Here is a 21554-nt window from a genome sequence, read left to right as displayed (position 1 = left end):
AAAATTTACATTACCATTCCACCATCTATATTTATTATTTGTCCTGTTAAATAATCCGCACTAGGAGAAGCTAAAAAGGCTATTACATTTGCTACATCATCAGCTGTTCCAAATCTTTTTAATGGTATACCATTCAATGTGTTTTCCTTCACCTTGTCTGATAAGGTATCTGTCATATCTGTCTTTATAAATCCTGGTGCCACAGCATTTACATTTATCCCCCTTGATGCCAATTCTCTGGCCGTGGACTTTGTAACTCCTATTATTCCTGCCTTTGCCGCAGAGTAATTTACCTGACCTGCATTGCCTGCTATACCTACTACTGAAGATACATTTATTATTTTTCCACTTCGCTGTTTCACCATTATTGGACTTACATGTCTTATACAATTAAATGTTCCTTTTAAATTTACATTTATAACCTGATCAAAATCTTCTTCTTTCATTCTAAGTATTAATCCATCTTTAGTTATGCCTGCATTATTTACCAATACATCTATCCTTCCAAAAGCACTAACTGCTTCTTTTATGATATTTTTTGCATCTTCAAATATACTTACATCTCCACAAACAGCAATAGCCTTGCTTCCTCTTTTCTCAACCTCCTTTATTAATTCATCTATAAGATTCGAGCTGCTTCTATAGTTTACTACTATATAAAATCCCTGTTCTGCCAATTTAAGTGAAATAGCCTTTCCAATTCCCCTAGCTCCTCCTGTAATTAAAGCCACTTTTTTATTTAAATTATCCATTGCATTTCTCCTATCCATTTCTTAATTTTTCCACAGTACTATTTAGACTTTTTATATCCTGAACATTTAAAGCACGTACCTTTCTATTTACTTTCTTTACAAATCCACTTAATACTCTTCCAGGACCTATCTCTATAAAAGTATCTACTCCAAATTCTATCATAGTATTTATACTTTTTTCAAAAAGTACTGTACTCATAACCTGTTTCTTGAGATAAGGCTTTACATCATCAACCTTTTCAATTATTTCTCCAGTGACATTTGTTACAACTGGCATAGAAAACTGATTTATAGATATATTCTTCAATTCTTCTTCTAGCTTTTCCGAAGCAGGTTTTAGCATAGATGTATGAAAAGGGCCACTAACAATAAGCTCTACTACCTTACGTGCACCCTTATCTTTAGCTGCACTACAAGCAGCTTTCACTGCTTCTACTTCCCCGCCTATTACAACTTGACCTGGACAATTAATATTTGAAAGTTCTACTGTTCCCAAGTAACTGCAGTCATTACATATTTTTTCCACATCCCAATAATTTAATCCCATAATTGCAGCCATAGTACCTCTACCTTCTGGGACTGCTTCTTGCATATATTTTCCCCTTTTTTTTACTAAAACTACAGCTTCCTCAAATTTCATAACGCCGCTATATACAAGTGACGAATATTCTCCAAGACTCAACCCTGCAGTGATATCAGCCTTAATATCAAAACTTTCTAAAGCTTTCAACGCTGCTATGCTAGTTGTTAAAATTGCCGGTTGTGTATTTTCAGTCCTATTCAAATCTTCTTCCGGCCCTTTAAAACATATATTACTTATGGAAACTCCTAATTCATTATCTGCCTGTTGAAATATCTCTTTACATACGTTTATATTTTCAAAGAGATCTTCCCCCATACCTAAATACTGTGCTCCCTGACCCGAAAATAAAAATGCTATTTTGCCCATGGTTACCTCCAAATACTATTTTTCAAACATATTGTTTATCTTCTCAATACTATTTTTGCATTCCTCAAATATTTCTTCTATTATTTCACTACAACTTTGTTCTTTATTTACAAGTCCTACTATCTGTCCTGCCATAACAGAACCATTTTCTACATCCCCATCTACTACAGCCTTTGCAAGAGCTCCTTTTCCCAATTCTTCATATTGTTCGAGGGATGCCCCTTGCTTTTCCAGCAATTGAAATTTTCTAGTAAGTTTATTTCTCAAAACACGTACAGGATGACCTGTAGCTCTTCCTGTAACTTGAGTATCTATATCCTTCGATCTTAATACTTTATCTTTATAGCTTTTTGGAACTGTACACTCTCTTGCAACTAAAAATCTGGTTCCAAGTTGTATACCCTCTGCTCCAAGCATAAAAGCTGCTGCTGCTCCTCTTCCGTCACCTATACCTCCTGCTGCAATTACAGGAATACTTACAGCATCTACTACCTGAGGAACTAATGCCATGGTTGTGAGTTCTCCTATATGTCCTCCTGACTCACATCCCTCTGCAATAACAGCATCTACTCCTGCTCTTTCCATTCTTTTGGCTAATGCTACAGATGCAACCACAGGTATAACCTTTATATCATACTTTTTCCACATGTCTATGTATTTTCCTGGATTACCTGCCCCTGTAGTAACAAATTTTATCTTTTCTTCACATGCCATTTTAGCCACAGCCTCAGCGGTTTCTGAAAGCAACATTATGTTCACACCAAAAGGTTTATCCGTAAGTTCCTTAGCCTTGCGTATCTCATTTCTTACCCACTCAAGAGGTGCATTCCCTGTAATTATCCCAACTCCTCCTGCATTAGATACTGCAGCTGCTAAAGAACTATCTGCAATACGGGCCATTCCTCCCTGGATAATTGGATATTTTATTCCCATCATATTGGAAAATACAGTATTAATCATAAACTAGACCTCCTATTTTATATTAATTTTTTCTTCTACAATTTTTACTGCATCTTGAACAGTTTTTATTGATTCCGCATCTTCTATTTGAACATCAAATTCCTCTTCTATATCAATTATTATTTGAAATAATTCTAAAGAATCCACTTTAAGCTCTTTAAAAGAAGTATTTTTTTCTATATCCTTTTCATCTAAATCAAGCTGTTCTACTATAATCTTTTTTATCCTATTAAAAATCATTTTTACCCTCCAGAATACTGATCATTAAATTACATTAATCAATAATCCTCCGTAAGTTAATCCTCCTCCAAAACCTATAATAAGAACTTTATCTCCCTTTTCTACCAAATTCTTTTTATATACCTCATCCAAAGCTATTCCCACACTAGCTGCAGATGTATTTCCATATAGGTCCAGATTAATATAGAATTTATCTATATCTACCTTCAATATTTTAGCAGCACATTCTATTATTCTATAATTAGCTTGATGAGGAATTATATATTTAATTTCTTCTAAGGTAACCTCCTGTTCCTTAAGTAACATTTTCACAGACTTTACCAAAATCTTTACTGCAAATTTAAATATAGCTTTACCATCCATAGTTACTACACTTTTTTGAAAATCTGATGTAGTACAGGGGTTATTTACCGGAACTGCAGGACAGGTTAAAGCATCTCCTTGAAATCCATCAGATCCTGTATACATAGAAAGTATACTCTCCTCTTCTCCCATTTGTAAAATAGCAGCAGCGGCCCCATCTCCAAACAAAATACAGGTACTTCTATCCTGCCAGTTAAGTATTTTAGAAAGAGTTTCAGCTCCTATTGCAAGTACCACTTTAAATCTTCCTGAACGTATAAACTGTGTTCCAATATCTAATCCATATATAAGTCCAGAACAGGCTGCAGATATATCAAAACAAGTAGCATTAACAGCTTTAATATTTTTTTGTACTATACATGCTGTAGAAGGTATAAAGTTATCTGGTGTAATGGTTGCAACCACTATAAGATCAATATCTTCCGCCTTTATATTTGCACTTTTCATAGCATTTATAGCTGCTTTTGTAGCCATTTCTGAAGTGTTTTCTCCCTGTGATATTCTCCTTTGCCTTATTCCTGTTCTACATCTTATCCATTCATCATTGGTATCCACTATTAAAGACAGATCATTATTATCTAAAATTTTAGGTGGAACGTAACTTCCTAAACCTGCAATTTCTACTTTATTCATTGTTATTCTCCTTTGGTTTAATTTTAAGATTATATTTTGATTTAAAAAAATTATTAAGTTTTTCTAATGATTTAATTAAAATCCTTTCATCTTCTTCTGTAAATCCTTCCATAGCTTCTTTAACCATATCAGAATGAAACTTATGATGCACTCTAAACGCAAGTTTGCCTTTTTTAGTTAACTGTACATATACAATTCTTCTATCTTCCTCACTGCGTCTTCTTAGGGCATATTCCTTTTTTACCAATTGATCTACAGCTTTAGTCAAGGTACCTAACGTTATATCTAACTGACAGGCAACTTCAGTCATTTTTCTAGTCTTATACATGCCTATAGCTTCTATGGTATGTATTTCTGTAATAGATAAATCATTAAATGCTGCATATTGAAGGGCCTTTTGTTCTATTTCTAAAATGTCATTAAAAATGTCCACCAATAATTCATTTATGACATTTATACTTTTATTCACTAAATCACCACTTTAAATAAATAATGTATTTCAACATGTATTTAGCACTTTTCTGCTTCCTCTACAAGTTCCTTTATAAGCTCTTTAACCTTTACAATCTTATTTACCCTATACCCATTACTTCCTATAAATACAAGTCCATCCTCAACATTTCCTTTAACTGAATTTATTAAAGCTTTAGATATACAGTACGGTGTTTTAGACGGATTGCACTTTTTTAGGCAATTATAACATTTATCAGGAGTAATTATATCAGTGGTTTCAGTTTGTTTTATGAATTTATTTCTTATAGCCCTTCCTGGAAGTCCTACAGGGCTTTTTATTATACTTATATCCTCTTTTTTCACATCTATGTAGGCATTTTTAAAATTTATATGTGCATCACATTCTTCAGTGGCTACAAAACGAGTTCCCATTTGAACCCCGTTTGCCCCTAGTTTTAAAAATTTTACAATATCACATCCTGTATATATGCCTCCCGCAGCTATAACTGGAACATTATCTCCATTTTCAAAGCCTCTTACTACCTTAACAACTTCTACAACTATATCTTCCAGTAATTCTTTACCTTCTTGAAGTTGCTTTAGATGAAATCCAAGGTGTCCCCCTGCCTCAGGCCCTTCTACTACAACTGCATCTGGCATTCTGGAGTATTTTTTAAGCCAATTTCTAATTATAATAGATGCAGCCTTTCCAGAAGAAACTATAGGTACTATTTTTATAGAACTTCCCTGAACCAGTTTAGGTAAATTAAGGGGCAGCCCAGCTCCCGATATTATTATATCTGCTTTTTCTTCCACACAGGTTTTTACCATTGCATCATACTGCTCTATAGCTACCATTATATTTACACCAATTATACCCTTTGGGCTTAATTCTCTAGCTTTTCTTATTTGTTTTGTTAAAGCTCTAATATTTGCTTCTTTAGAATTAGTTTCAAAATCTAATTCCTTATAACCTATTTGAACAGTAGAGATTACACCTATTCCACCTTCATTTGCTACTGCCTGCGCTAAATTATATCCAGAAATACCCACACCCATGCCACCTTGAATAATAGGTATATTAGCCTTTAAATCTCCTATAATCAATGAAGGTAATCTCATTTAACTCTCTCCTTTTTTAATTTTTGATTATCAAATATTTTGATAATCAAAGTATATATTAAAAACTTTTAACTGTCCAGTATGTTAAAATTTTCCGTAAATTTATCACCCTTGTAACCCTTTTACTACATTATACTTTTTGTATTTAGTCTGATATAATAATTTAGTAATACAGCTTTTAAAACCTTATTTAATAAAGGCAGGTAAATAGAATATGAGTACATATATGTTTAAGACTAAAGAAAGCAGCTATACTCCTGTAAGCAATATATTCATAGATAAATACATGACTAAGGCCCGTGGAGAATTTGTAAAGGTATATCTTCTTGGATTAAAATATTGCAAATCAGGGGAGATAGGAGTAAACTCTCAAATAATAGCAAATACTTTGCATCTTTTGGAAACGGATGTATTAAATGCATGGAATTATTGGAATGAGGAGAATGTAATAAAATTAGTTCCTATAGATAATATGGGAAATTACAATATAGAATTTTTAGATTTATATGATGATAATATAGAAATTGAAAAAGGAAGTAATATAAACTTATTGGAGGAACTAAATAATCATTCTGTAAAAGACATGTTAGAAGATATAGAAAAATCTATGGGAAGACCATTATCTTCAAAAGAAATGATGATGTACATAAGTTGGCTAAATGATCTGAATTTTTCTCCTGAAATAATACTCTTATTAGTGCAATATTGCACCTTAAAAGGGAAGGCTAATATAAGATATATAGAAAAAACCGCCCTATCCTGGTTCGATGCTAAAATAAAAAATGTAGATGATGCTCAGGCCTTTATAAAAAAACATGAGGATAAATGGGTAAATATAAGAAAAATTCTAAATTACCTTGGCATAAAAGATAGAGAAATAATGAAACCTCAAGAAGAATTGCTTTCTAAATGGATAGAAAGCTATAACTTTTCTATAGACATTATATACAAAGCCTGCGATATATGCTTTCAAAGAATAAATAAAGCAGACTTTAAATATATTGATGGTATACTTACAAGTTGGCATAGAGATAATATAAAGACCACTAAGGATATAAGAAAAAAAGATATGAAAAAAAATACATCTACTAATTATAAAAACTTAAGAAATAACTCAAATCAGGGATCTTTTAATAATTTCAAACAAAGAAACTATGATTTTGAAGATTTAGAAAAAAAACTATTAGGGTGGGATAGAAATGATTAAAAGCTATCACTCAAACATAACAAAAATTTATGAAAACATAAGGCAGAAAAATGAACAAACTTTAAACCTAAGAAAAGAAGAAATTAGAAAAACTGTTCCTGAAGTGTTGGATATTGAAAGTGAAATAGGTAAACTTTGTATAAAATTATCAATAAATATATTGAATAATGTAAAATATAAGGATAAATATTTGAAGGAACTTAAAGAAAAAATTAAAAATCTGAGAAAAAAAAAGGCTCAACTTATGCTGGCCAATAATTATCCTGTGAATTATCTAGATATGATTTATAAATGTAACAAATGTAAAGATACTGGTTTTATAGGCACTAAAAAATGTTTATGCTATAAACAGAAGTTAGTTAAATTATATTATAACAATTCCGATTTGATGAATATACTAAGTAAAAACAATTTTGATAGTTTTAATTTTCACTTATATTCCCCTTTAAAAAATGAAGGAGAACCAACCAGCCCCAGAAAAAACATAGAGAAAATAGCTTCTACATCGTGGAAATACATAGAAAATTTTTCTTCTTCCAAAGAAAATTTGTTATTTTATGGAAATCCAGGAACAGGGAAAACTTTTTTATCAAATTGCATAGCAAAAGAACTCTTAGATAGAGGATTTCTAGTAGTTTATAGGACTTCTGAAGCTTTAATTCAAGACTTAAAAAGCATAAGATTTAAGGAGAACAATAAATTAGAAGATCTTATAATAAATTGTGATTTACTAATAATAGATGATTTAGGTTCAGAACAGATAACAGATTTTTCCAAGACAGAATTATTTAATCTTATAAATAGGAAATTATTAAAACAGAATAAAATGCTCATATCTACTAATTGTGATTTGGAAGAACTTTTAAAATATTATTCAGAGAGAATTTCTTCCAGATTATTAGGTGAATTTACCTTATTTAAATTTTTTGGAGAAGATATAAGAATACGTAAAAATATAAAAAGCAAAAACTTTAAATAGCAAAAAACACCAAACCCCATGATATTGTATCATGGGGTTTTTGGTGCTGGCAGTAGGCTTCGAACCCACGACCTACTGATTACAAGTCAGTTGCTCTACCAGCTGAGCTATGCCAGCAAAATGGCGACTCAGAAGGGGATCGAACCCTCGACCTCCGGCGTGACAGGCCGGCACTCTAACCATCTGAGCTACTGAGCCCTATACGTAATATATGGTACATGGTGGGCACAACAGGGATCGAACCTGTGACCCCCTGCTTGTAAGGCAGGTGCTCTCCCAGCTGAGCTATGCGCCCATATAATAATGGTGACCCCTAGGAGAATCGAACTCCTGTTACCACCGTGAAAGGGTGGTGTCTTAACCGCTTGACCAAGGGGCCTAAAACAAATTTAGTATTTTAACTTAAACTAAGTAACTCTCTCATGTTAGAGTAGACTTCCCAATTTAAGCTAAAGGCCTATTACAACAAATAAATGTTGCAAGGCATGGCGACTCAGAAGGGGATCGAACCCTCGACCTCCGGCGTGACAGGCCGGCACTCTAACCATCTGAGCTACTGAGCCTTATGTTGGTGGGCACAACAGGGATCGAACCTGTGACCCCCTGCTTGTAAGGCAGGTGCTCTCCCAGCTGAGCTATGCGCCCATGTAATAATGGTGACCCCTAGGAGAATCGAACTCCTGTTACCACCGTGAAAGGGTGGTGTCTTAACCGCTTGACCAAGGGGCCTTTACTTATGCATCAAACCTATCCAGCGGCCTGACATAGTCTATAATACAAAATATTCTCTAAAGTGTCAACACTTTTTTTTATATTCTTAAATATCTTTTTCTATATTTCTACTAAAGTCCTTACATCTCAACACTTTACGCTAATTTGAAAATTATATAAGTTTTTAGTTATACTGAATTAAAATTAATATTTTGGCTTATACTCTATCTTCGAGAAAGTTCAACAAGTGCACATCCCTCTACAAAATTTATTCCATTATTATTACAAAAGTTGAATATTTCATCACTTTCTGCACCAGGTTGTATTAATATTTTATCTATTCCCAACTTATTGGCTTCCTTAACTATATTTATTCCAAGTGCAGGGTTTATACATAGATCTAATACATCTATGCTAAAAGGTACCTCTACTAAGGATTTATAGGCACCCCCTTCGGCACTTCTAGGGTTTACCCCAGCTACATTAAATCCATCATCTTTCAAACAATTTAATATTCTAAAAGCATATTTTTTGTTATTAGCTACACTGCCCACTACCACCCAATTTTTATAATTCAAGAACTCAGAAGCTACCATAAATATCCCTCCCTTTTCTTTTAATTATAGTATATACAGATTTAAAGTAAATATATAATTTTTAGTCACAAACTATATTAAAAAAAATACAAGTGAGTTAAAATATTTATATAGTACATTCATTTTAACTTAGGGAGGTATGTTTTTGTTTCATGAGATAATGGTAATTGGCGCTGGTGCTTCTGGCATAATGGCTTCAATTACTGTAAAAGACAATGGAAAAGATGTCGGGATCTTAGAGTCGAAAAAAAGAATTGGCCAGAAATTATTATCCACCGGAAATGGAAGATGCAATATAACTAATGAGAATATAAATTACTCTAGGTATCACAGTAAAAACCCTGATTTTTTTAAAGATACCTTAGATAATTTTACTTTAAATGATACAGTTACATTTTTTAATTCTTTAGGATTACCTCTTACAACTTTAGAAAAAGGGAAGATGTATCCACTTTCACTTCAGGCATCCTCCGTACTAGACATACTAAAAATGTCCCTTGAAGATAGAGATATTCCCATTTACTTAAATTCAAAAGTCAAAGATATTGTATATACAAAAAAATATTTTAAAATATTTTGTGAAGATAAAATATATGAATGCAGAAAAATTATTTTATGCACTGGAGGTAAATCTGCTCCGGACACCGGTTCTGATGGTTCTGGTCTTAATATATGTAAAAAACTAGGCCATAATATAATTTCTCCTATCCCTGCACTGGTACAGCTAAAACTGCATTACACCCGCTTAAAAGCCTTGTCGGGAGTAAAATTTAATGGCAATGTGAATTTACTTGTAGATGACAAAATAAAAGAACAGGAGCAAGGTGAATTACTATTTACCGACTATGGAATATCAGGTCCCCCTATATTGAATATAAGCGGCACAGCTTCTTATAATTTGTTTAATAAAAGGTTAGTTGAATTAGAAATTGATATGCTTCCACAGTTTAGTAAAAAAGAGTTAACAGAATTTCTGGAAAATCACTGGGGAATTTTTAATTATAGAAGTATACATAATTCTTTAATAGGAATAATAAATAAAAAAATAATACCTATACTTTTAAATGAAGCTTCAGTAAAAAATATCCATAAGCCCTGTGATGAATTAACCTGGATAGAAAAAGACAACATATATAAATTAATTAAATCTTGGAAATTCAAAGTATACGACACCAATTCCTTTAAAAACTCACAGGTCACTTCCGGTGGTATTGATGTATGCGAAATAAATCCAAAAACTCTAGAATCTAAAAAGATAAAAAATTTATATTTTGCCGGTGAAATACTAGATGTACATGGAGATTGTGGTGGTTTTAATCTACAATGGGCCTGGAGCTCTGGATTTACGGCAGGAAAAAGTGCTGCTGAAAAATAATTCATTAGCACTTTTACTTTTTTTGCAAAACAGCCTCTATGGCAGACAGCCTTTTTCCTTCTTTATCTACAATTTCATGTAGAGATATGTAACCTTCATCTTGTTTGTTTAACTCAGTGTGTATTATTATGTTTTCACCATACCTGGCTTCTTTTTCATAAGTTATGTTTAAATTTTCTATAGAGTAGTTAAGTACTATGTCCAGAGGAATGGTTTCTATCATCCAATCCACATACTTAACATTATTAACATGTCTATTGGTATCTATATCACTATACCTCACTTCAAAGCTTTTCTCTATAGAAAATTTTTCTGGAAGCTTTATTTTTTTTATATCCATCAAACCCTTATTTTTTTCACTTATACCATACATCTTATACATATCCTGTGTTATTCTAATTATTTTGCGTCTACTAACATCTATCAAGATCCAAAGAGAATTTGCATAAGCTACAATATTGCCCTCTTTATCTATAACATGGAAAGTTCTATAAGCGTAAAACTTTTTAAAAGAACAAGCCTTAGTTCTTATAGTAATTTTTTCACCATAATAGGGACTTTTATTTATATGTATATTCCATTTATAAAGAACCCATGCAATACCTTTTTCTTTTAGATATTTAAGACTTCCTCCTATAGCCTCAGAATGCTTTGTAGCCACATCCCCAAAATAATTTATGAGACTTGTAACAAGTAATCTTCCCTTAAAATCTATTTCATGATATTGAACTTCATATTCTTTTTCAAAAGTTGATTTATCCAATATTTTCCCTCCTATAATTTACTATAAACTTATTTTATAACATAATTTTTATTTTTTCCATAGAATAAAATTTCACCTTTAAATAAGTTCTATTAATTTAGAAGTTTATTTAAAGGTGAAATTCAAATTACATATTATTCAAATTTATTGTTTGATCTCTTCCTGGTCCTACAGAAACTATAGATATTTTAGTATTAGTAAACTCTTCTATTTTATTTAAATATATCTTAGCATTTTCCGGAAGTTCATCATATGTCTTAGCATTTTCAATATCTTTATCCCATCCATCAAATTCTTCATATACAGGCTCACATTTGGCTAAATCCTGCAAGCTAGCAGGTACATAATCTATAATTTTTCCATTAAATTTATATCCTGTACATACCTTTACCTTTTCAAGTCCTCCTAGAGTATCTATTTTAGTAATAGCAAAATTAGTAAGCCCTGAAACTCTACTACTGGTTTTAAGTATTACAAGATCCAGCCATCCGCATCTTCTAGCTCTGCCTGTAGTAACTCCATATTCACGTCCACTTTTTCTGATCCAATCTCCGGTATCATCAAAAAGTTCTGTTGGGAAAGGCCCTTTTCCTACTCTTGTGGTATAGGCTTTTGCAACACCTATGGCACCTGTTATAAGTGTAGGTCCTATTCCTGCACCTATACATACTCCCCCTGCAATGGTACTTGAGGAAGTAACATAGGGATAAGTTCCATAATCTATATCCAATAAAGTACCCTGAGCCCCTTCAAATAATACCTTTTTATCATTCTTGATGCTATTATACACCTCTACAGAGATATCCTTAACGTAAGGTGCCAATTTTTTCCTGTATTCTATATATTGATCACAGATTGAATCAAAGTCCAAAGCTTCTTCTCCATAAACTTTTGTTATTATATCATTTTTAATCTTTAGATTTTCTTTCAAATTTTCTTTAAAAACATCCTGGTTTATAAGATCACAAACCCTTATACCACTTCTCTCCATTTTATCTGTATAACAAGGACCAATTCCTTTTCCAGTGGTACCTATATCTTTTTTCCCTCTGGATCTTTCCTTTATCCCATCCAATACCTTATGATAAGGCATAATGAGCTGAGCTCTGTCACTTATCATCAAATTGTCGGGCTGAATATCTACCCCCGCTTTTTCCAAATAATCTATTTCCTGAAATAATGCTTCTGGATCAAGCACTACTCCATTGCCTATTACATTTACTTTATCCTTATAAAGTATCCCAGATGGTATAATATGAAGTTTATATTCTTTATCCCCTACCCTAACTGTATGACCTGCATTATTACCACCTTGGAATCTGACAACTACATCTACATCTTTTGCAAGATAATCGGTCATTTTACCCTTTCCTTCGTCGCCCCACTGGGAACCTAAAACAATAAATGCTGACATGAGAACTTCCTCCCCTTTTTTACATATCATGAAACTTACAATTAATACAATTTCAACTTTAAAATAATATTTAAACTATTTATGTGCTATATCTCTTGCAACTACTACACCAGTTACAGAAGCCTGCATAAGACCTCTTGTAATACCAGCTCCATCTCCTATAGCATATAAATTTTTTATAGCTGTTTCAAATTTATCATTAGTTTCAAATTTACTTGAATAAAACTTAACTTCCACACCATAAAGTAATGTATTTTTACTGTAAAGCCCTGGTGCAATATTATTAAAAGCCTTTAATGCTTCAACTATAGAAGTCAAACACCTCTGAGGCAATACAAAACTTAAATCCCCTGGTACTGCTGATTTAAGAGTTGGTATAGTAGTAGATTTTTTAATTCTTGAATAATCAGTTCTTCTACCATTTAATAAATCTCCCAATCTTTGAACCATTATACCATCCCCAGTTAACATATTACCAAGTTTTGCAATATACTTACCATAAGTTATAGGTTGGTCGAAAGGTTCTGTAAAAGAAGTAGAAACAAGCATAGCAAAATTCGTATTTTCAGTTCTCAGTTCCTTTTCCGAGTAGCTGTGCCCATTTACAACTGCTATAGTTCCATCATAATGTTCTTCAGATACAACTCCTCCTGGATTCATACAAAAAGTTCTAACTTTATTATCGAAGGTATCCGAATAGTAAACAAGTTTTGCTTCATATAAATCTTTAGTTAAATGATCCATTATAGAATTAGGTACCTCTACTCTTACGCCTATATCCACAGCATTATTTTTAGTTTTTAAATTTAACTTTTTAGATTGAATTGAAAACCATTCCGCTCCACCCCTGCCTGGTGCAACTATTACATATTTTGCTGAAATCTTTTTTTGTCCCTGTTTATTTTTAACCAAAACTCCTGCAGCTGCATCATCTTCTATTAATATATCTTCTACTTCTGTAAGTTCACTAAATTCTGTATTTGTATCATTTAAAATATAATGATACATTTTCTTCAATACCTCATAAGCTAATTCCGTTCCTAAATGTCTTACAGGACATTCTATAAGACGAATATTATATTTACTTGCTTCGTATTTTATTTTATCTATTTTTTCATTGTTTAATCCATACACAGTTTTATTAGCGCCAAAATTCAAATATATATCATCACAATATTTTATTAATTCCATGCACTCATCTTCTGAAAAATACTCTAATAACCTTCCTCCCACTTCCGGGCTTAAAGAAAGTTTTCCATCTGAAAAAGCTCCCGCTCCTGACCAGCCGGAAGTAATACCACAAGGACTACAATTTATACATTTTCCATTTACTCTTGCAGGACATTTTCTTTTTTCTATACTTCTACCTTTATCAATTATAAGCACACTTAAGTTCTTGTTTAGTTTTGTGATTTCCAGTGCAGCAAATATTCCAGCAGGACCTGCTCCAATTATCACAACATCATATTTTTCCTTCAAGTAGCATCCCTCCTACAACATGGTATCAAAATTGAATGTTACAGTCAATAAACAATACGAATATTTTTCACAAATTTTCTATCAAAATTCGTGAAATGCTGGTAAAAACCTTCTCTTTTAATTTGAAAAGTTCACATCTTAAAAAAATAAGTACCAGCTAATTGCCAGCACTTATTTTTAATAAGGGAGATCTATACTATTTTAAATTTCTGATAAATTCTATATTAATATAATTATTTTATATAATTATTGTGACAACATTATGTCATATATATTAAATAGTTATTTACTTTTTTAATATTTTATAAATAATATTTTAACTATATATTTACATGGTAAATTTATAATTTTTTTGAAATAGATTGCAGTGTTTGTATTTCTGAATTTAATCCCTCAATATTTTTTATAGACTCATTAAATGATAGCCGTTCGGATAAAACTTTATATTGAATATTTTTAATTTGGATAATAAAATATAAATTAAATATTAAATTATTTTAGGAGGAATTATGAAAAATTACGAAATTGAAGAAGCAGAAGAGCTTATAGATTATATCTATGAAAGCCCTACAGCGTTTCATGCAGTGAAAAATGCTGTAAACTTACTTAAAAAATCAGGATTTATCGAAATTAAAGAGGAGAATTCATGGAATTTAAAAAAAGGCGGAAAATATTTTATAACAAAAAATGATTCTGCACTTATTGCATTTACAGTGGGAAATGGAGAAATAGAGAAAGATGGATTTAGGATAATAGGAGCTCATACTGACTCTCCTTGCTTTAAAATAAAGCCCAATGCAGATATAAATGTAGAAAATAACTATATAAAAATAAACACAGAAGTATATGGCGGCCCTATATTAAATACATGGATGGATAGACCCCTTGCCATGGCAGGTAGGATTGTATTAAAAAGTAAAGATCCTTTTTATCCACATAGCTCATTAATAAACATAGCTAAGCCCCTTATGATAATACCAAATCTAGCCATACACATGAATAGAGATGTGAACTCAGGTATTAAATTGAGTAAACAAAAACATATGCTTCCTCTTTTGACCCTTGTGAATAGCAATTCTAAAAATAAACATTGTCTCATTGAAATTATATGCGAAGAATTATCTATAGCTAAAGAAAATATTCTGGATTTTGACCTGTTTTTGTACGAATTTGGAAAAGGAACTATAATGGGAGCTAATAGAGAATTTATATCTTCTGGTAGATTAGACGATTTGAGTATGGTATATTCGGGCATAAAATCCATTTCAGATACTAAAGTTAAAAATAGTACAAATGTAATGGTATGCTTTGACAACGAAGAAGTTGGGAGTACTACAAAGCAAGGCGCAAATTCTCCTATGTTGTTATCCTTATTGGAAAGAATAGTCTTTAACTTAGGTAAAAATAAAGATCAATTCTATAGAGCCATATCAAAATCCTTTATGATATCCTGTGATCTTGGGCACGCACTCCATCCAAATTATATAGAAAAATCAGATCCTGCAAATAGACCTATCGTAAATAAAGGTCCCATTATAAAAATAAGTGCCAGCCAAAGCTATACTACCGATGGTGTATCTGGCGCAATATACAAAAGCATATGTGACAGGGCTAACATTCCAGTGCAAATATTTGTGAACCATTCGGATGAAAGAGGAGGTTCAACTATAGGACCTATTTCCTCCAGCCACATTAATATGACATGTGTAGACATGGGAATTCCTATATTATCCATGCATTCTATAAGAGAATTAGCGGGTGTAAAGGATTATGTATATGCAATGAATTCCTTTAAAACATTCTATAATTTTTAATTTAACTTAACCTTTTGTTTCATACTTTTAGGGTCGAATTCTATAAGAGTAAATATTGACAAAAATAAAGTATCTTGTTATAATCTCAATATCCCCCACGGGGGGATATTGAGAAAGGAGGGTAAACTATGTCACAAGAAAAAAAACATAAACACGAGAATACCAAAATGGTTATAAATCGTTTATCACGTGCCATAGGACATCTTGAGTCAGTAAAAAAAATGGTACAAGATGAACGGGACTGCAGTGAAATATTAATTCAGATGGCAGCTGTAAAATCTGCAGTTAACAATATTGGCAAACTCATTTTACAAGATCACTTAAACCACTGCATTACAGAGGCAATAAATACCGGTGATAAATCTGAACTTGAAAAATTTTCTGATGCCATCGGAAAATTCATGAAATGAGGTATAACAATGAATATTCTTAAACAAATTTATGATTCCTTATCCCGATTGCCAATGATCATTACAGCAGGGTTATTTTTAATTCTAAGTATTTTAAATATCTTTTTTCATATATTTCCCGTGGATCCTGCCTGGATAACCATACTTATCTGTGGAACACCACTTGTAGTTTTGGCATTACAACGAATTATTACCCAATTTTTTATAAGTTCCGCTCTGCTTATCTCAATTGCCATGTTTGCATCCATATATATAGGTGAAATCTTTGCAGCAGGTGAAGTTGTTTTTATTATGGCCATTGGTGCCTGGCTTGAAGATAGGACAGTTGAAAAGGCAAAAAAGGGATTGAAGGTCCTTTAAGACTAATTCCAGATAAAGCCAAAAGGATAAAAAAATCAGATAACAATTCTCTTGCAGAAGAAATTGTAGATGTATCCACTCTGAGAATTGGAGATATGATTCGCATACTACCTGGTGAAATTATTGTTGCCGATGGAGAAATCATTTCAGGAGAAACCTCCGTTAATCAATCAGTTTTAACTGGAGAATCGCTTCCTGTTGACAAATTTGTAGGAGATGTTGTATTTACAGGAACTCTAAATTGCTTTGGCTCTATTGATGTAGCTGTAACAAAAACCCTTCAGAATTCTTCCCTAAAGAAAATGGTATTACTTGCTAAGGAGGCTGAAAACAAACAAGCTCCCATGCAAAAAATTGTGGATAAATGGGCTCAATGTCTGGTTCCCATAGCTTGTCTTATAGCTATTGTGGGATATTTTATTACCAAAGATCTTATTAAGGCAGTAACGATATTAGTGGTTTTTTGCCCTTGCGCATTAGCACTGGCTACACCAGTTTCTATTGTAGCTGCTATTGGACAAGCAACTAAATTTGGTGTAGTTATAAAATCTGGAGAAGCTTTAGAAAAAATGGGCAAGGTATCTGTAGTAGCTTTTGATAAAACAGGTACTTTAACAAAAGGAATACTTGAGGTAAGCGATATTATATCATTTAATATAGAAGAAAATAAATTATTATCTCTTGCTGCATCCTGTGAAAGCCATTCTGAACATCCCATAGGAAAGGCCATTACATCTTATGTCCGTGAAAAAAAAATACCAACTCATAGAGTTTCAAATTTTGTAATGTCTATAGGTAAAGGGGTGCATGGAATCGTACAAGAAAAACTCATCCTTTGTGGAAATGAAAAACTGCTTGAAGACTTTCATGTTTCTTATGAAGATTCTTTAAAACTTACACTTAATGAATTTTACAGTCAAGGAAAAGCTGTAGTAATTATTGCTGGAGATTATAAGGTAATAGGTTTTATTGCACTTTCTGATGTTCTTAAAGAAAACGTCAAAGAAGCAATATATTCTCTTCATTCTGCTGGTATACATCGTACCATACTTTTAACCGGAGATAATAAAAATGCAGCAGAGTATATCGCCAAAAAATCAGGTATTACAGAAGTAAATTCTTCTCTTCTTCCCGAAGATAAAGTTAGCATTATATCACAAATAGAAAATGAAGGTGATTACATATGTATGATTGGCGATGGAATCAATGATGCAGCTGCATTAAAAACATCCTCTATAGGAATGGCAATGGGAACAATGGGCAGCGATATTGCCATTGATGCTGCCGATATTGCCCTTATGGGAGATGATATCGTTAAAACGGCTTATGTAAAACGATTGTCCAATGCTATCATATATAATATCAAAATCAATATTTCAATATCCATGATAATTAATGTCATAGCCATTACATTATCTTTACTAGGAATATTAAATCCTATTACAGGGGCATTAGTGCATAATATTGGTTCTGTATTAGTGGTAATGAATGCCGCGAGATTCGCGAGATTGTATGATAAAAAAGTTTAATTAAGTCGTCATTAAAATCAAAAATTAAAATTGTATTTCAGCAAATTCAACAAAATGTATTTTGGCTTATGAAAAAAGTTCAAGCATTATATTTCCATAAACCAAATTAGTTGACTAGGCAACTAATTTTTGATATAATCTTTCATAAAAGATGAATTAAAAATAGATTATCCTTTACTTATCAAGGGTAATACTATTAATAATAATTAAATTTAAGAAAGGTAAAAAAATGCTACAATTTATTACTAGACAAAACAAACTAATGAAACAAAAACATAATAAAAAACATTATAAATGGATTGCTCTTTCTAATACAACCCTTGGCGTACTTATGGCTTCATTAAATAACAATATAATTCTAATTTCACTTCCTGCAATCTTTCGAGGAATGAATGTGGATCCATTATCGGCAAATGGTGCTTCATATATGCTATGGATGCTGATGGGCTTTACTGTAGTAACCGCCACATTACTGGTTTCCTTTGGTAGGATTTCGGATATCTATGGCCGTGTACGTCTATACAATTTAGGTTTTGGAATTTTTACAGCAGCCTCCATTTTACTGTATCTGACTCCTGGGAACGGATCAAATGGCATCATTTTAATGATTTTGTTCAGACTTCTACAGGGAGTGGGAGCAGGATTTTTATTTTCTAACAGCACTGCTATTCTTACTGATGCTTTTTCTTCTAAAGAGCGTGGTATGGCTATGGGACTCAACCAAATTGCTGGTATTGGGGGATCATTGCTTGGTCTTGTTATCGGAGGAGTCCTTGCCGAAATTGACTGGCGCCTTGTTTTTCTTGTAAGTGTACCCGTTGGATTATTTGGAACTATATGGGCGTATATCAAACTCAAAGAACAGTCTGTACCGGATAAAACACAAAAGATTGACTGGTTAGGAAATAGTACATTCGCTGTTGGTCTAACTCTACTGCTGCTGGCACTAACCTATGGAATTATGCCATATGGTTCATCCAAAATGGGCTGGGGCAATCCTTTTGTGATTTTGGGAATAAGTTTAGGTTTATTACTGCTTATTGTATTTGTATTTATCGAACGAAAAGTCAAGATGCCCATGTTCCATCTGGAATTATTCAAAAATCGTGCGTTTGCCTTTGGTAATTTAAGTCTGTTTATATCATCCATCGCACGAGGTGGTTTACAATTCATGTTGATTATTTGGTTACAAGGAATATGGCTTCCATTACATGGCTACAGTTTTGAATCTACCCCATTGTGGGCGGGCATTTATATGTTGCCCATGATGATTGGCTTCTTTATAATGGGACCATTATGTGGAAAACTATCAGATCAATATGGTGCTCGATTTTTTGCCACAGGCGGGATGCTATTTTCAGCTCTTGGTTTTATCCTTTTGACGCTTTTGCCAGCTAATTTTGGATACAACATTTTTATTGTAATCTTATTAATCCTAGGCTGTGGTATGGGCATGTTTGCCGCACCAAATACCACTGCAATCATGAATTCTGTTCCTGCTTCTCAAAGAGGAGCTACCTCGGGAATGAGGTCAACCTTTCAGAATACCGGAATGGCTTTAAGTATGACACTTTATTTTGCAATTATTATCCTTGGACTTGCACATAACTTACCCTCTATTTTATACAGTGGATTGATTAATGTTGGCGTTCCATCCACAATGGCACAGCAGATTTCCAACATGCCTCCTACATCAGCTTTGTTTGCAGCATTTCTAGGATATAATCCAATGGGAGCACTCATTGATCAACAGACTCTTTCTACCATTCCAAGTGCTACTAAAACAATTATTTTGGGTAATCATTTTTTTCCATTAACTATAGCACCTGCGGTAATGTCGAGTCTACGCCTTGCATTTTATATTTCGGCTGTTATGTCTGCCATTGCTGCAGTTGCATCCTACATGCGTGGCAAACAATATGTGCATGACGAATCATGATACCTGTAAGAGAGGAGAATTAAAATGACACATAACCAAAATTTCTTAAATCTTTGGATATCTATACTATACCGTTATCGTAAAAACTATATGAATAAAAAGTTGGAGGCATATGGTGGAGCAAGTGGTTCTTCTCTACTGATTTTATCGATTTACAAAAATGATGGAATTAGCCAGGAACAAATATCGGATTTGTTGAAAGTGGATAAAGGTTCTATCGCAAGGGCAATAAAAAAACTAGAACAGGGAAATTATGTAAGGCGCCAGGAAGACGCAACTGATAAAAGAGCCAATAAGGTCTATTTAACTCCAAAAGCATTAGCTCTCGTTCCTGAGATTCAATCTGCAATTACAGATTGGAATAAACAAATCATGACAGGTATTCCAGTGGAATCACAAAAAATCTTCTTGAACTGCATAGAACAAATGGCAAAAAACGCATGTGATACATGCCTTTAAAGTAAATTTATATCAATATTTTTAGACACCCAGAAATTCTTAAATCAAAGGGGTGGCAGCTTTAGGATAAAACTTGTCATTATTTAATGAAAAAGATTCACAGCTATTGCCACTCCCTGACAAACTTTCGTCAGAAAATACCATTGTATTTAAAAAGAAGTCAGGCAACACAATAGCGGTCATAAATGTACACTAATAGTTACTAAAATACCATTTAAAATTTATTCAATGCAAAAACAGCAAGCCGATCATTAAAATTTCGAATGATGGGAATGGAAGCAAACAGTTTGCCTCTGAAGGAGTGTTTTTTCATTTCACAATTAAAACTCTTTTCATAAACAAGTTTCAGACCATCACAGAGTTTTTCAACTTCTTTTCCCGATTTAACACCCCATTTAAATGTTGCATCTGTATTTTTGACTGTATCATGAAATTTGCTACTTTTTGACGAAATAGATGGCATAAGTTCTACTAGTAATATGATGTCATTAAAATTGTTTTTTATAATTTGTAAAAGTTGCTTTACCTCTTCTTCTTTTAAATACATTAGCATTCCTTCTATAATGATAATAGTTTTATAGCCTTTTTTTATTTCATCAGGCCATGAGGCATCTAATGCAGATTTTTCTATTAAATGCACTCTTTCATGCTCTGGTAAAAATTGTTTTCTAGCATAAATCACTTCAGGAAAGTCCAAATCATACCAAATTAATATTCCATTATCAACTCTTGAGAATCTTGAATCAAAACCACATCCAATAGAAATGCAAACGGATTTAGGGTATTTTTTCAAATAGTACTTAGTAGCATCATCAAAAAGAATGGTTCTTGCTACAACACCTTCGTGGCTCATAAATTTATCATATTTGGAAGTGTCCAAATTCAACTTTTCTATGATTTCCACAGCTTTTAAATCATGTATCCTTGCATTGGATCGTTTGGTTTCACTCGCCTTAATGGCAAGGGGTATTAACAGAGTTTCCTGCACACCGTTTAACGAAATCATTTTTTTCCTCCTTATATCAAGTTATTCAGAAATTCTAACTA

Annotated in this window: 21 protein-coding genes and 7 tRNA genes; 9 read left to right on the top strand and 19 right to left on the bottom strand. The window is 32.6% G+C overall.

What is annotated here, in order from left to right; genetic code table 11:
• Positions 1-5: 5 nt before the first annotated feature.
• Genes fabG through CKL_RS00490 form a run of 7 tightly spaced genes read right to left on the bottom strand, consistent with a single transcriptional unit; the run spans position 6 to position 5472 of the window.
• Complete coding sequence (gene fabG, locus CKL_RS00520) at positions 6-752, bottom strand: 3-oxoacyl-[acyl-carrier-protein] reductase (RefSeq protein ID WP_011988702.1); 747 nt, start codon at positions 750-752, stop codon at positions 6-8.
• 10 nt (positions 753-762) lie between these two features.
• On the bottom strand, positions 763-1701 hold the full coding sequence (gene fabD / locus CKL_RS00515; protein ID WP_011988701.1) for an ACP S-malonyltransferase: 939 nt from the start codon (positions 1699-1701) through the stop codon (positions 763-765).
• A gap of 15 nt (positions 1702-1716) precedes the next feature.
• Positions 1717-2661 (bottom strand): enoyl-[acyl-carrier-protein] reductase FabK, encoded by a 945-nt coding sequence (gene fabK / locus CKL_RS00510; protein ID WP_011988700.1) that lies wholly within the window; start codon positions 2659-2661, stop codon positions 1717-1719.
• Positions 2662-2673: 12 nt separating this feature from the next.
• The gene (locus tag CKL_RS00505; RefSeq protein WP_011988699.1) at positions 2674-2901 is read right to left on the bottom strand and encodes an acyl carrier protein; all 228 of its coding nucleotides are present in this window, start codon (positions 2899-2901) and stop codon (positions 2674-2676) included.
• Between the two features lie 24 nt (positions 2902-2925).
• Positions 2926-3897, bottom strand: coding sequence for a beta-ketoacyl-ACP synthase III (locus CKL_RS00500; RefSeq protein WP_011988698.1), 972 nt, complete (start codon positions 3895-3897; stop codon positions 2926-2928).
• On the bottom strand, positions 3890-4366 hold the full coding sequence (locus CKL_RS00495; RefSeq protein ID WP_011988697.1) for a MarR family winged helix-turn-helix transcriptional regulator: 477 nt from the start codon (positions 4364-4366) through the stop codon (positions 3890-3892). Before CKL_RS00495 ends, CKL_RS00500 begins: the two co-directional genes overlap by 8 nt.
• A 41-nt stretch (positions 4367-4407) precedes the next feature.
• On the bottom strand, positions 4408-5472 hold the full coding sequence (locus CKL_RS00490) for an NAD(P)H-dependent flavin oxidoreductase (protein WP_011988696.1): 1065 nt from the start codon (positions 5470-5472) through the stop codon (positions 4408-4410).
• Positions 5473-5686: 214 nt separating this feature from the next.
• Between CKL_RS00490 and CKL_RS00485 the strand changes: the two genes are divergently transcribed.
• Together CKL_RS00485 and CKL_RS00480 are read left to right on the top strand one after the other, a co-directional pair.
• On the top strand, positions 5687-6679 hold the full coding sequence (locus tag CKL_RS00485) for a DnaD domain protein (protein ID WP_011988695.1): 993 nt from the start codon (positions 5687-5689) through the stop codon (positions 6677-6679).
• Complete coding sequence (locus tag CKL_RS00480) at positions 6672-7658, top strand: ATP-binding protein (RefSeq protein WP_011988694.1); 987 nt, start codon at positions 6672-6674, stop codon at positions 7656-7658. The genes CKL_RS00485 and CKL_RS00480 overlap by 8 nt, the downstream gene beginning before the upstream one ends.
• A gap of 41 nt (positions 7659-7699) precedes the next feature.
• Here the strand turns inward: CKL_RS00480 and CKL_RS00475 are convergent.
• The 8 genes from CKL_RS00475 to CKL_RS00440 form a co-directional block, all read right to left on the bottom strand.
• Positions 7700-7775, bottom strand: a tRNA-Thr gene (locus CKL_RS00475).
• A 4-nt stretch (positions 7776-7779) separates the two neighbouring features.
• Positions 7780-7856: transfer RNA gene (locus tag CKL_RS00470), tRNA-Asp, on the bottom strand.
• 21 nt (positions 7857-7877) lie between these two features.
• Positions 7878-7953 (bottom strand) — tRNA-Val (locus CKL_RS00465).
• Between the two features lie 9 nt (positions 7954-7962).
• Positions 7963-8037: transfer RNA gene (locus CKL_RS00460), tRNA-Glu, on the bottom strand.
• Between the two features lie 107 nt (positions 8038-8144).
• Positions 8145-8221: transfer RNA gene (locus CKL_RS00455), tRNA-Asp, on the bottom strand.
• A gap of 6 nt (positions 8222-8227) precedes the next feature.
• A tRNA-Val gene (locus CKL_RS00450) sits at positions 8228-8303 on the bottom strand.
• 9 nt (positions 8304-8312) lie between these two features.
• A tRNA-Glu gene (locus CKL_RS00445) sits at positions 8313-8387 on the bottom strand.
• 206 nt (positions 8388-8593) lie between these two features.
• Positions 8594-8965 (bottom strand): CoA-binding protein, encoded by a 372-nt coding sequence (locus tag CKL_RS00440; protein WP_011988693.1) that lies wholly within the window; start codon positions 8963-8965, stop codon positions 8594-8596.
• 145 nt (positions 8966-9110) lie between these two features.
• Between CKL_RS00440 and CKL_RS00435 the strand changes: the two genes are divergently transcribed.
• Positions 9111-10340, top strand: coding sequence for a BaiN/RdsA family NAD(P)/FAD-dependent oxidoreductase (locus CKL_RS00435; protein ID WP_011988692.1), 1230 nt, complete (start codon positions 9111-9113; stop codon positions 10338-10340).
• A gap of 13 nt (positions 10341-10353) precedes the next feature.
• Here the strand turns inward: CKL_RS00435 and CKL_RS00430 are convergent, their stop codons facing one another.
• The 3 genes from CKL_RS00430 to CKL_RS00420 all read right to left on the bottom strand — a co-directional run bounded on the left by CKL_RS00430 (position 10354) and on the right by CKL_RS00420 (position 13996).
• Positions 10354-11103 carry an acyl-[acyl-carrier-protein] thioesterase gene (locus CKL_RS00430; RefSeq protein WP_011988691.1) on the bottom strand — a complete coding sequence of 250 codons (750 nt, stop codon included), beginning with the start codon at positions 11101-11103 and terminating at the stop codon, positions 10354-10356.
• Positions 11104-11230: 127 nt separating this feature from the next.
• Complete coding sequence (locus CKL_RS00425) at positions 11231-12517, bottom strand: adenylosuccinate synthase (protein WP_011988690.1); 1287 nt, start codon at positions 12515-12517, stop codon at positions 11231-11233.
• Between the two features lie 75 nt (positions 12518-12592).
• Positions 12593-13996, bottom strand: coding sequence for an NAD(P)/FAD-dependent oxidoreductase (locus tag CKL_RS00420; protein WP_011988689.1), 1404 nt, complete (start codon positions 13994-13996; stop codon positions 12593-12595).
• Between the two features lie 509 nt (positions 13997-14505).
• Here CKL_RS00420 and CKL_RS00415 point away from each other — a divergent pair.
• The 6 genes from CKL_RS00415 to CKL_RS00390 all read left to right on the top strand — a co-directional run bounded on the left by CKL_RS00415 (position 14506) and on the right by CKL_RS00390 (position 20507).
• Positions 14506-15810 (top strand): M18 family aminopeptidase, encoded by a 1305-nt coding sequence (locus tag CKL_RS00415; protein ID WP_011988688.1) that lies wholly within the window; start codon positions 14506-14508, stop codon positions 15808-15810.
• Between the two features lie 128 nt (positions 15811-15938).
• Positions 15939-16220, top strand: coding sequence for a metal-sensing transcriptional repressor (locus tag CKL_RS00410; RefSeq protein ID WP_011988687.1), 282 nt, complete (start codon positions 15939-15941; stop codon positions 16218-16220).
• A gap of 9 nt (positions 16221-16229) precedes the next feature.
• On the top strand, positions 16230-16580 hold the full coding sequence (locus CKL_RS21675; RefSeq protein ID WP_011988686.1) for a hypothetical protein: 351 nt from the start codon (positions 16230-16232) through the stop codon (positions 16578-16580).
• Entirely contained in the window at positions 16565-18109 is a 1545-nt protein-coding gene (locus CKL_RS00400; protein WP_341271429.1) for a heavy metal translocating P-type ATPase, read from the top strand. The genes CKL_RS21675 and CKL_RS00400 overlap by 16 nt, the downstream gene beginning before the upstream one ends.
• A gap of 262 nt (positions 18110-18371) precedes the next feature.
• Positions 18372-20048, top strand: a complete 1677-nt coding sequence (locus CKL_RS00395; protein WP_242652512.1) for an MFS transporter — start codon at positions 18372-18374, stop codon at positions 20046-20048.
• Between the two features lie 24 nt (positions 20049-20072).
• A complete protein-coding gene (locus CKL_RS00390) occupies positions 20073-20507 on the top strand; it encodes a MarR family winged helix-turn-helix transcriptional regulator (RefSeq protein ID WP_011988683.1) in 435 nt (144 codons plus the stop codon).
• A gap of 214 nt (positions 20508-20721) precedes the next feature.
• Here CKL_RS00390 and CKL_RS00385 read toward each other — a convergent pair whose 3' ends face one another.
• Complete coding sequence (locus CKL_RS00385) at positions 20722-21513, bottom strand: class I SAM-dependent methyltransferase (protein ID WP_011988682.1); 792 nt, start codon at positions 21511-21513, stop codon at positions 20722-20724.
• Positions 21514-21554: the final 41 nt, after the last annotated feature.

Origin of the sequence: Clostridium kluyveri DSM 555, assembly GCF_000016505.1 — a bacterium.
Lineage (GTDB): Bacteria > Bacillota > Clostridia > Clostridiales > Clostridiaceae > Clostridium_B > Clostridium_B kluyveri.
The sequence above is the reverse complement of the archived record's forward strand: the minus strand, read 5'-3'. Positions and strand labels throughout refer to the sequence as shown.

What these genes read in the sequence shown, in the direction of transcription:
- fabG (WP_011988702.1), bottom strand. Translation starts at nt 752, where the DNA reads ATGGATAATTTAAATAAAAAAGTGGCTTTAATTACAGGAGGAGCTAGG.
- CKL_RS00410 (WP_011988687.1), top strand. Translation starts at nt 15,939, where the DNA reads ATGTCACAAGAAAAAAAACATAAACACGAGAATACCAAAATGGTTATA.
- CKL_RS00505 (WP_011988699.1), bottom strand. Translation starts at nt 2,901, where the DNA reads ATGATTTTTAATAGGATAAAAAAGATTATAGTAGAACAGCTTGATTTA.
- fabD (WP_011988701.1), bottom strand. Translation starts at nt 1,701, where the DNA reads ATGGGCAAAATAGCATTTTTATTTTCGGGTCAGGGAGCACAGTATTTA.
- CKL_RS00390 (WP_011988683.1), top strand. Translation starts at nt 20,073, where the DNA reads ATGACACATAACCAAAATTTCTTAAATCTTTGGATATCTATACTATAC.
- CKL_RS00385 (WP_011988682.1), bottom strand. Translation starts at nt 21,513, where the DNA reads ATGATTTCGTTAAACGGTGTGCAGGAAACTCTGTTAATACCCCTTGCC.
- CKL_RS00480 (WP_011988694.1), top strand. Translation starts at nt 6,672, where the DNA reads ATGATTAAAAGCTATCACTCAAACATAACAAAAATTTATGAAAACATA.
- fabK (WP_011988700.1), bottom strand. Translation starts at nt 2,661, where the DNA reads ATGATTAATACTGTATTTTCCAATATGATGGGAATAAAATATCCAATT.
- CKL_RS00440 (WP_011988693.1), bottom strand. Translation starts at nt 8,965, where the DNA reads ATGGTAGCTTCTGAGTTCTTGAATTATAAAAATTGGGTGGTAGTGGGC.
- CKL_RS00415 (WP_011988688.1), top strand. Translation starts at nt 14,506, where the DNA reads ATGAAAAATTACGAAATTGAAGAAGCAGAAGAGCTTATAGATTATATC.
- CKL_RS00425 (WP_011988690.1), bottom strand. Translation starts at nt 12,517, where the DNA reads ATGTCAGCATTTATTGTTTTAGGTTCCCAGTGGGGCGACGAAGGAAAG.
- CKL_RS00500 (WP_011988698.1), bottom strand. Translation starts at nt 3,897, where the DNA reads ATGAATAAAGTAGAAATTGCAGGTTTAGGAAGTTACGTTCCACCTAAA.
- CKL_RS00490 (WP_011988696.1), bottom strand. Translation starts at nt 5,472, where the DNA reads ATGAGATTACCTTCATTGATTATAGGAGATTTAAAGGCTAATATACCT.
- CKL_RS00485 (WP_011988695.1), top strand. Translation starts at nt 5,687, where the DNA reads ATGAGTACATATATGTTTAAGACTAAAGAAAGCAGCTATACTCCTGTA.
- CKL_RS00395 (WP_242652512.1), top strand. Translation starts at nt 18,372, where the DNA reads ATGAAACAAAAACATAATAAAAAACATTATAAATGGATTGCTCTTTCT.
- CKL_RS21675 (WP_011988686.1), top strand. Translation starts at nt 16,230, where the DNA reads ATGAATATTCTTAAACAAATTTATGATTCCTTATCCCGATTGCCAATG.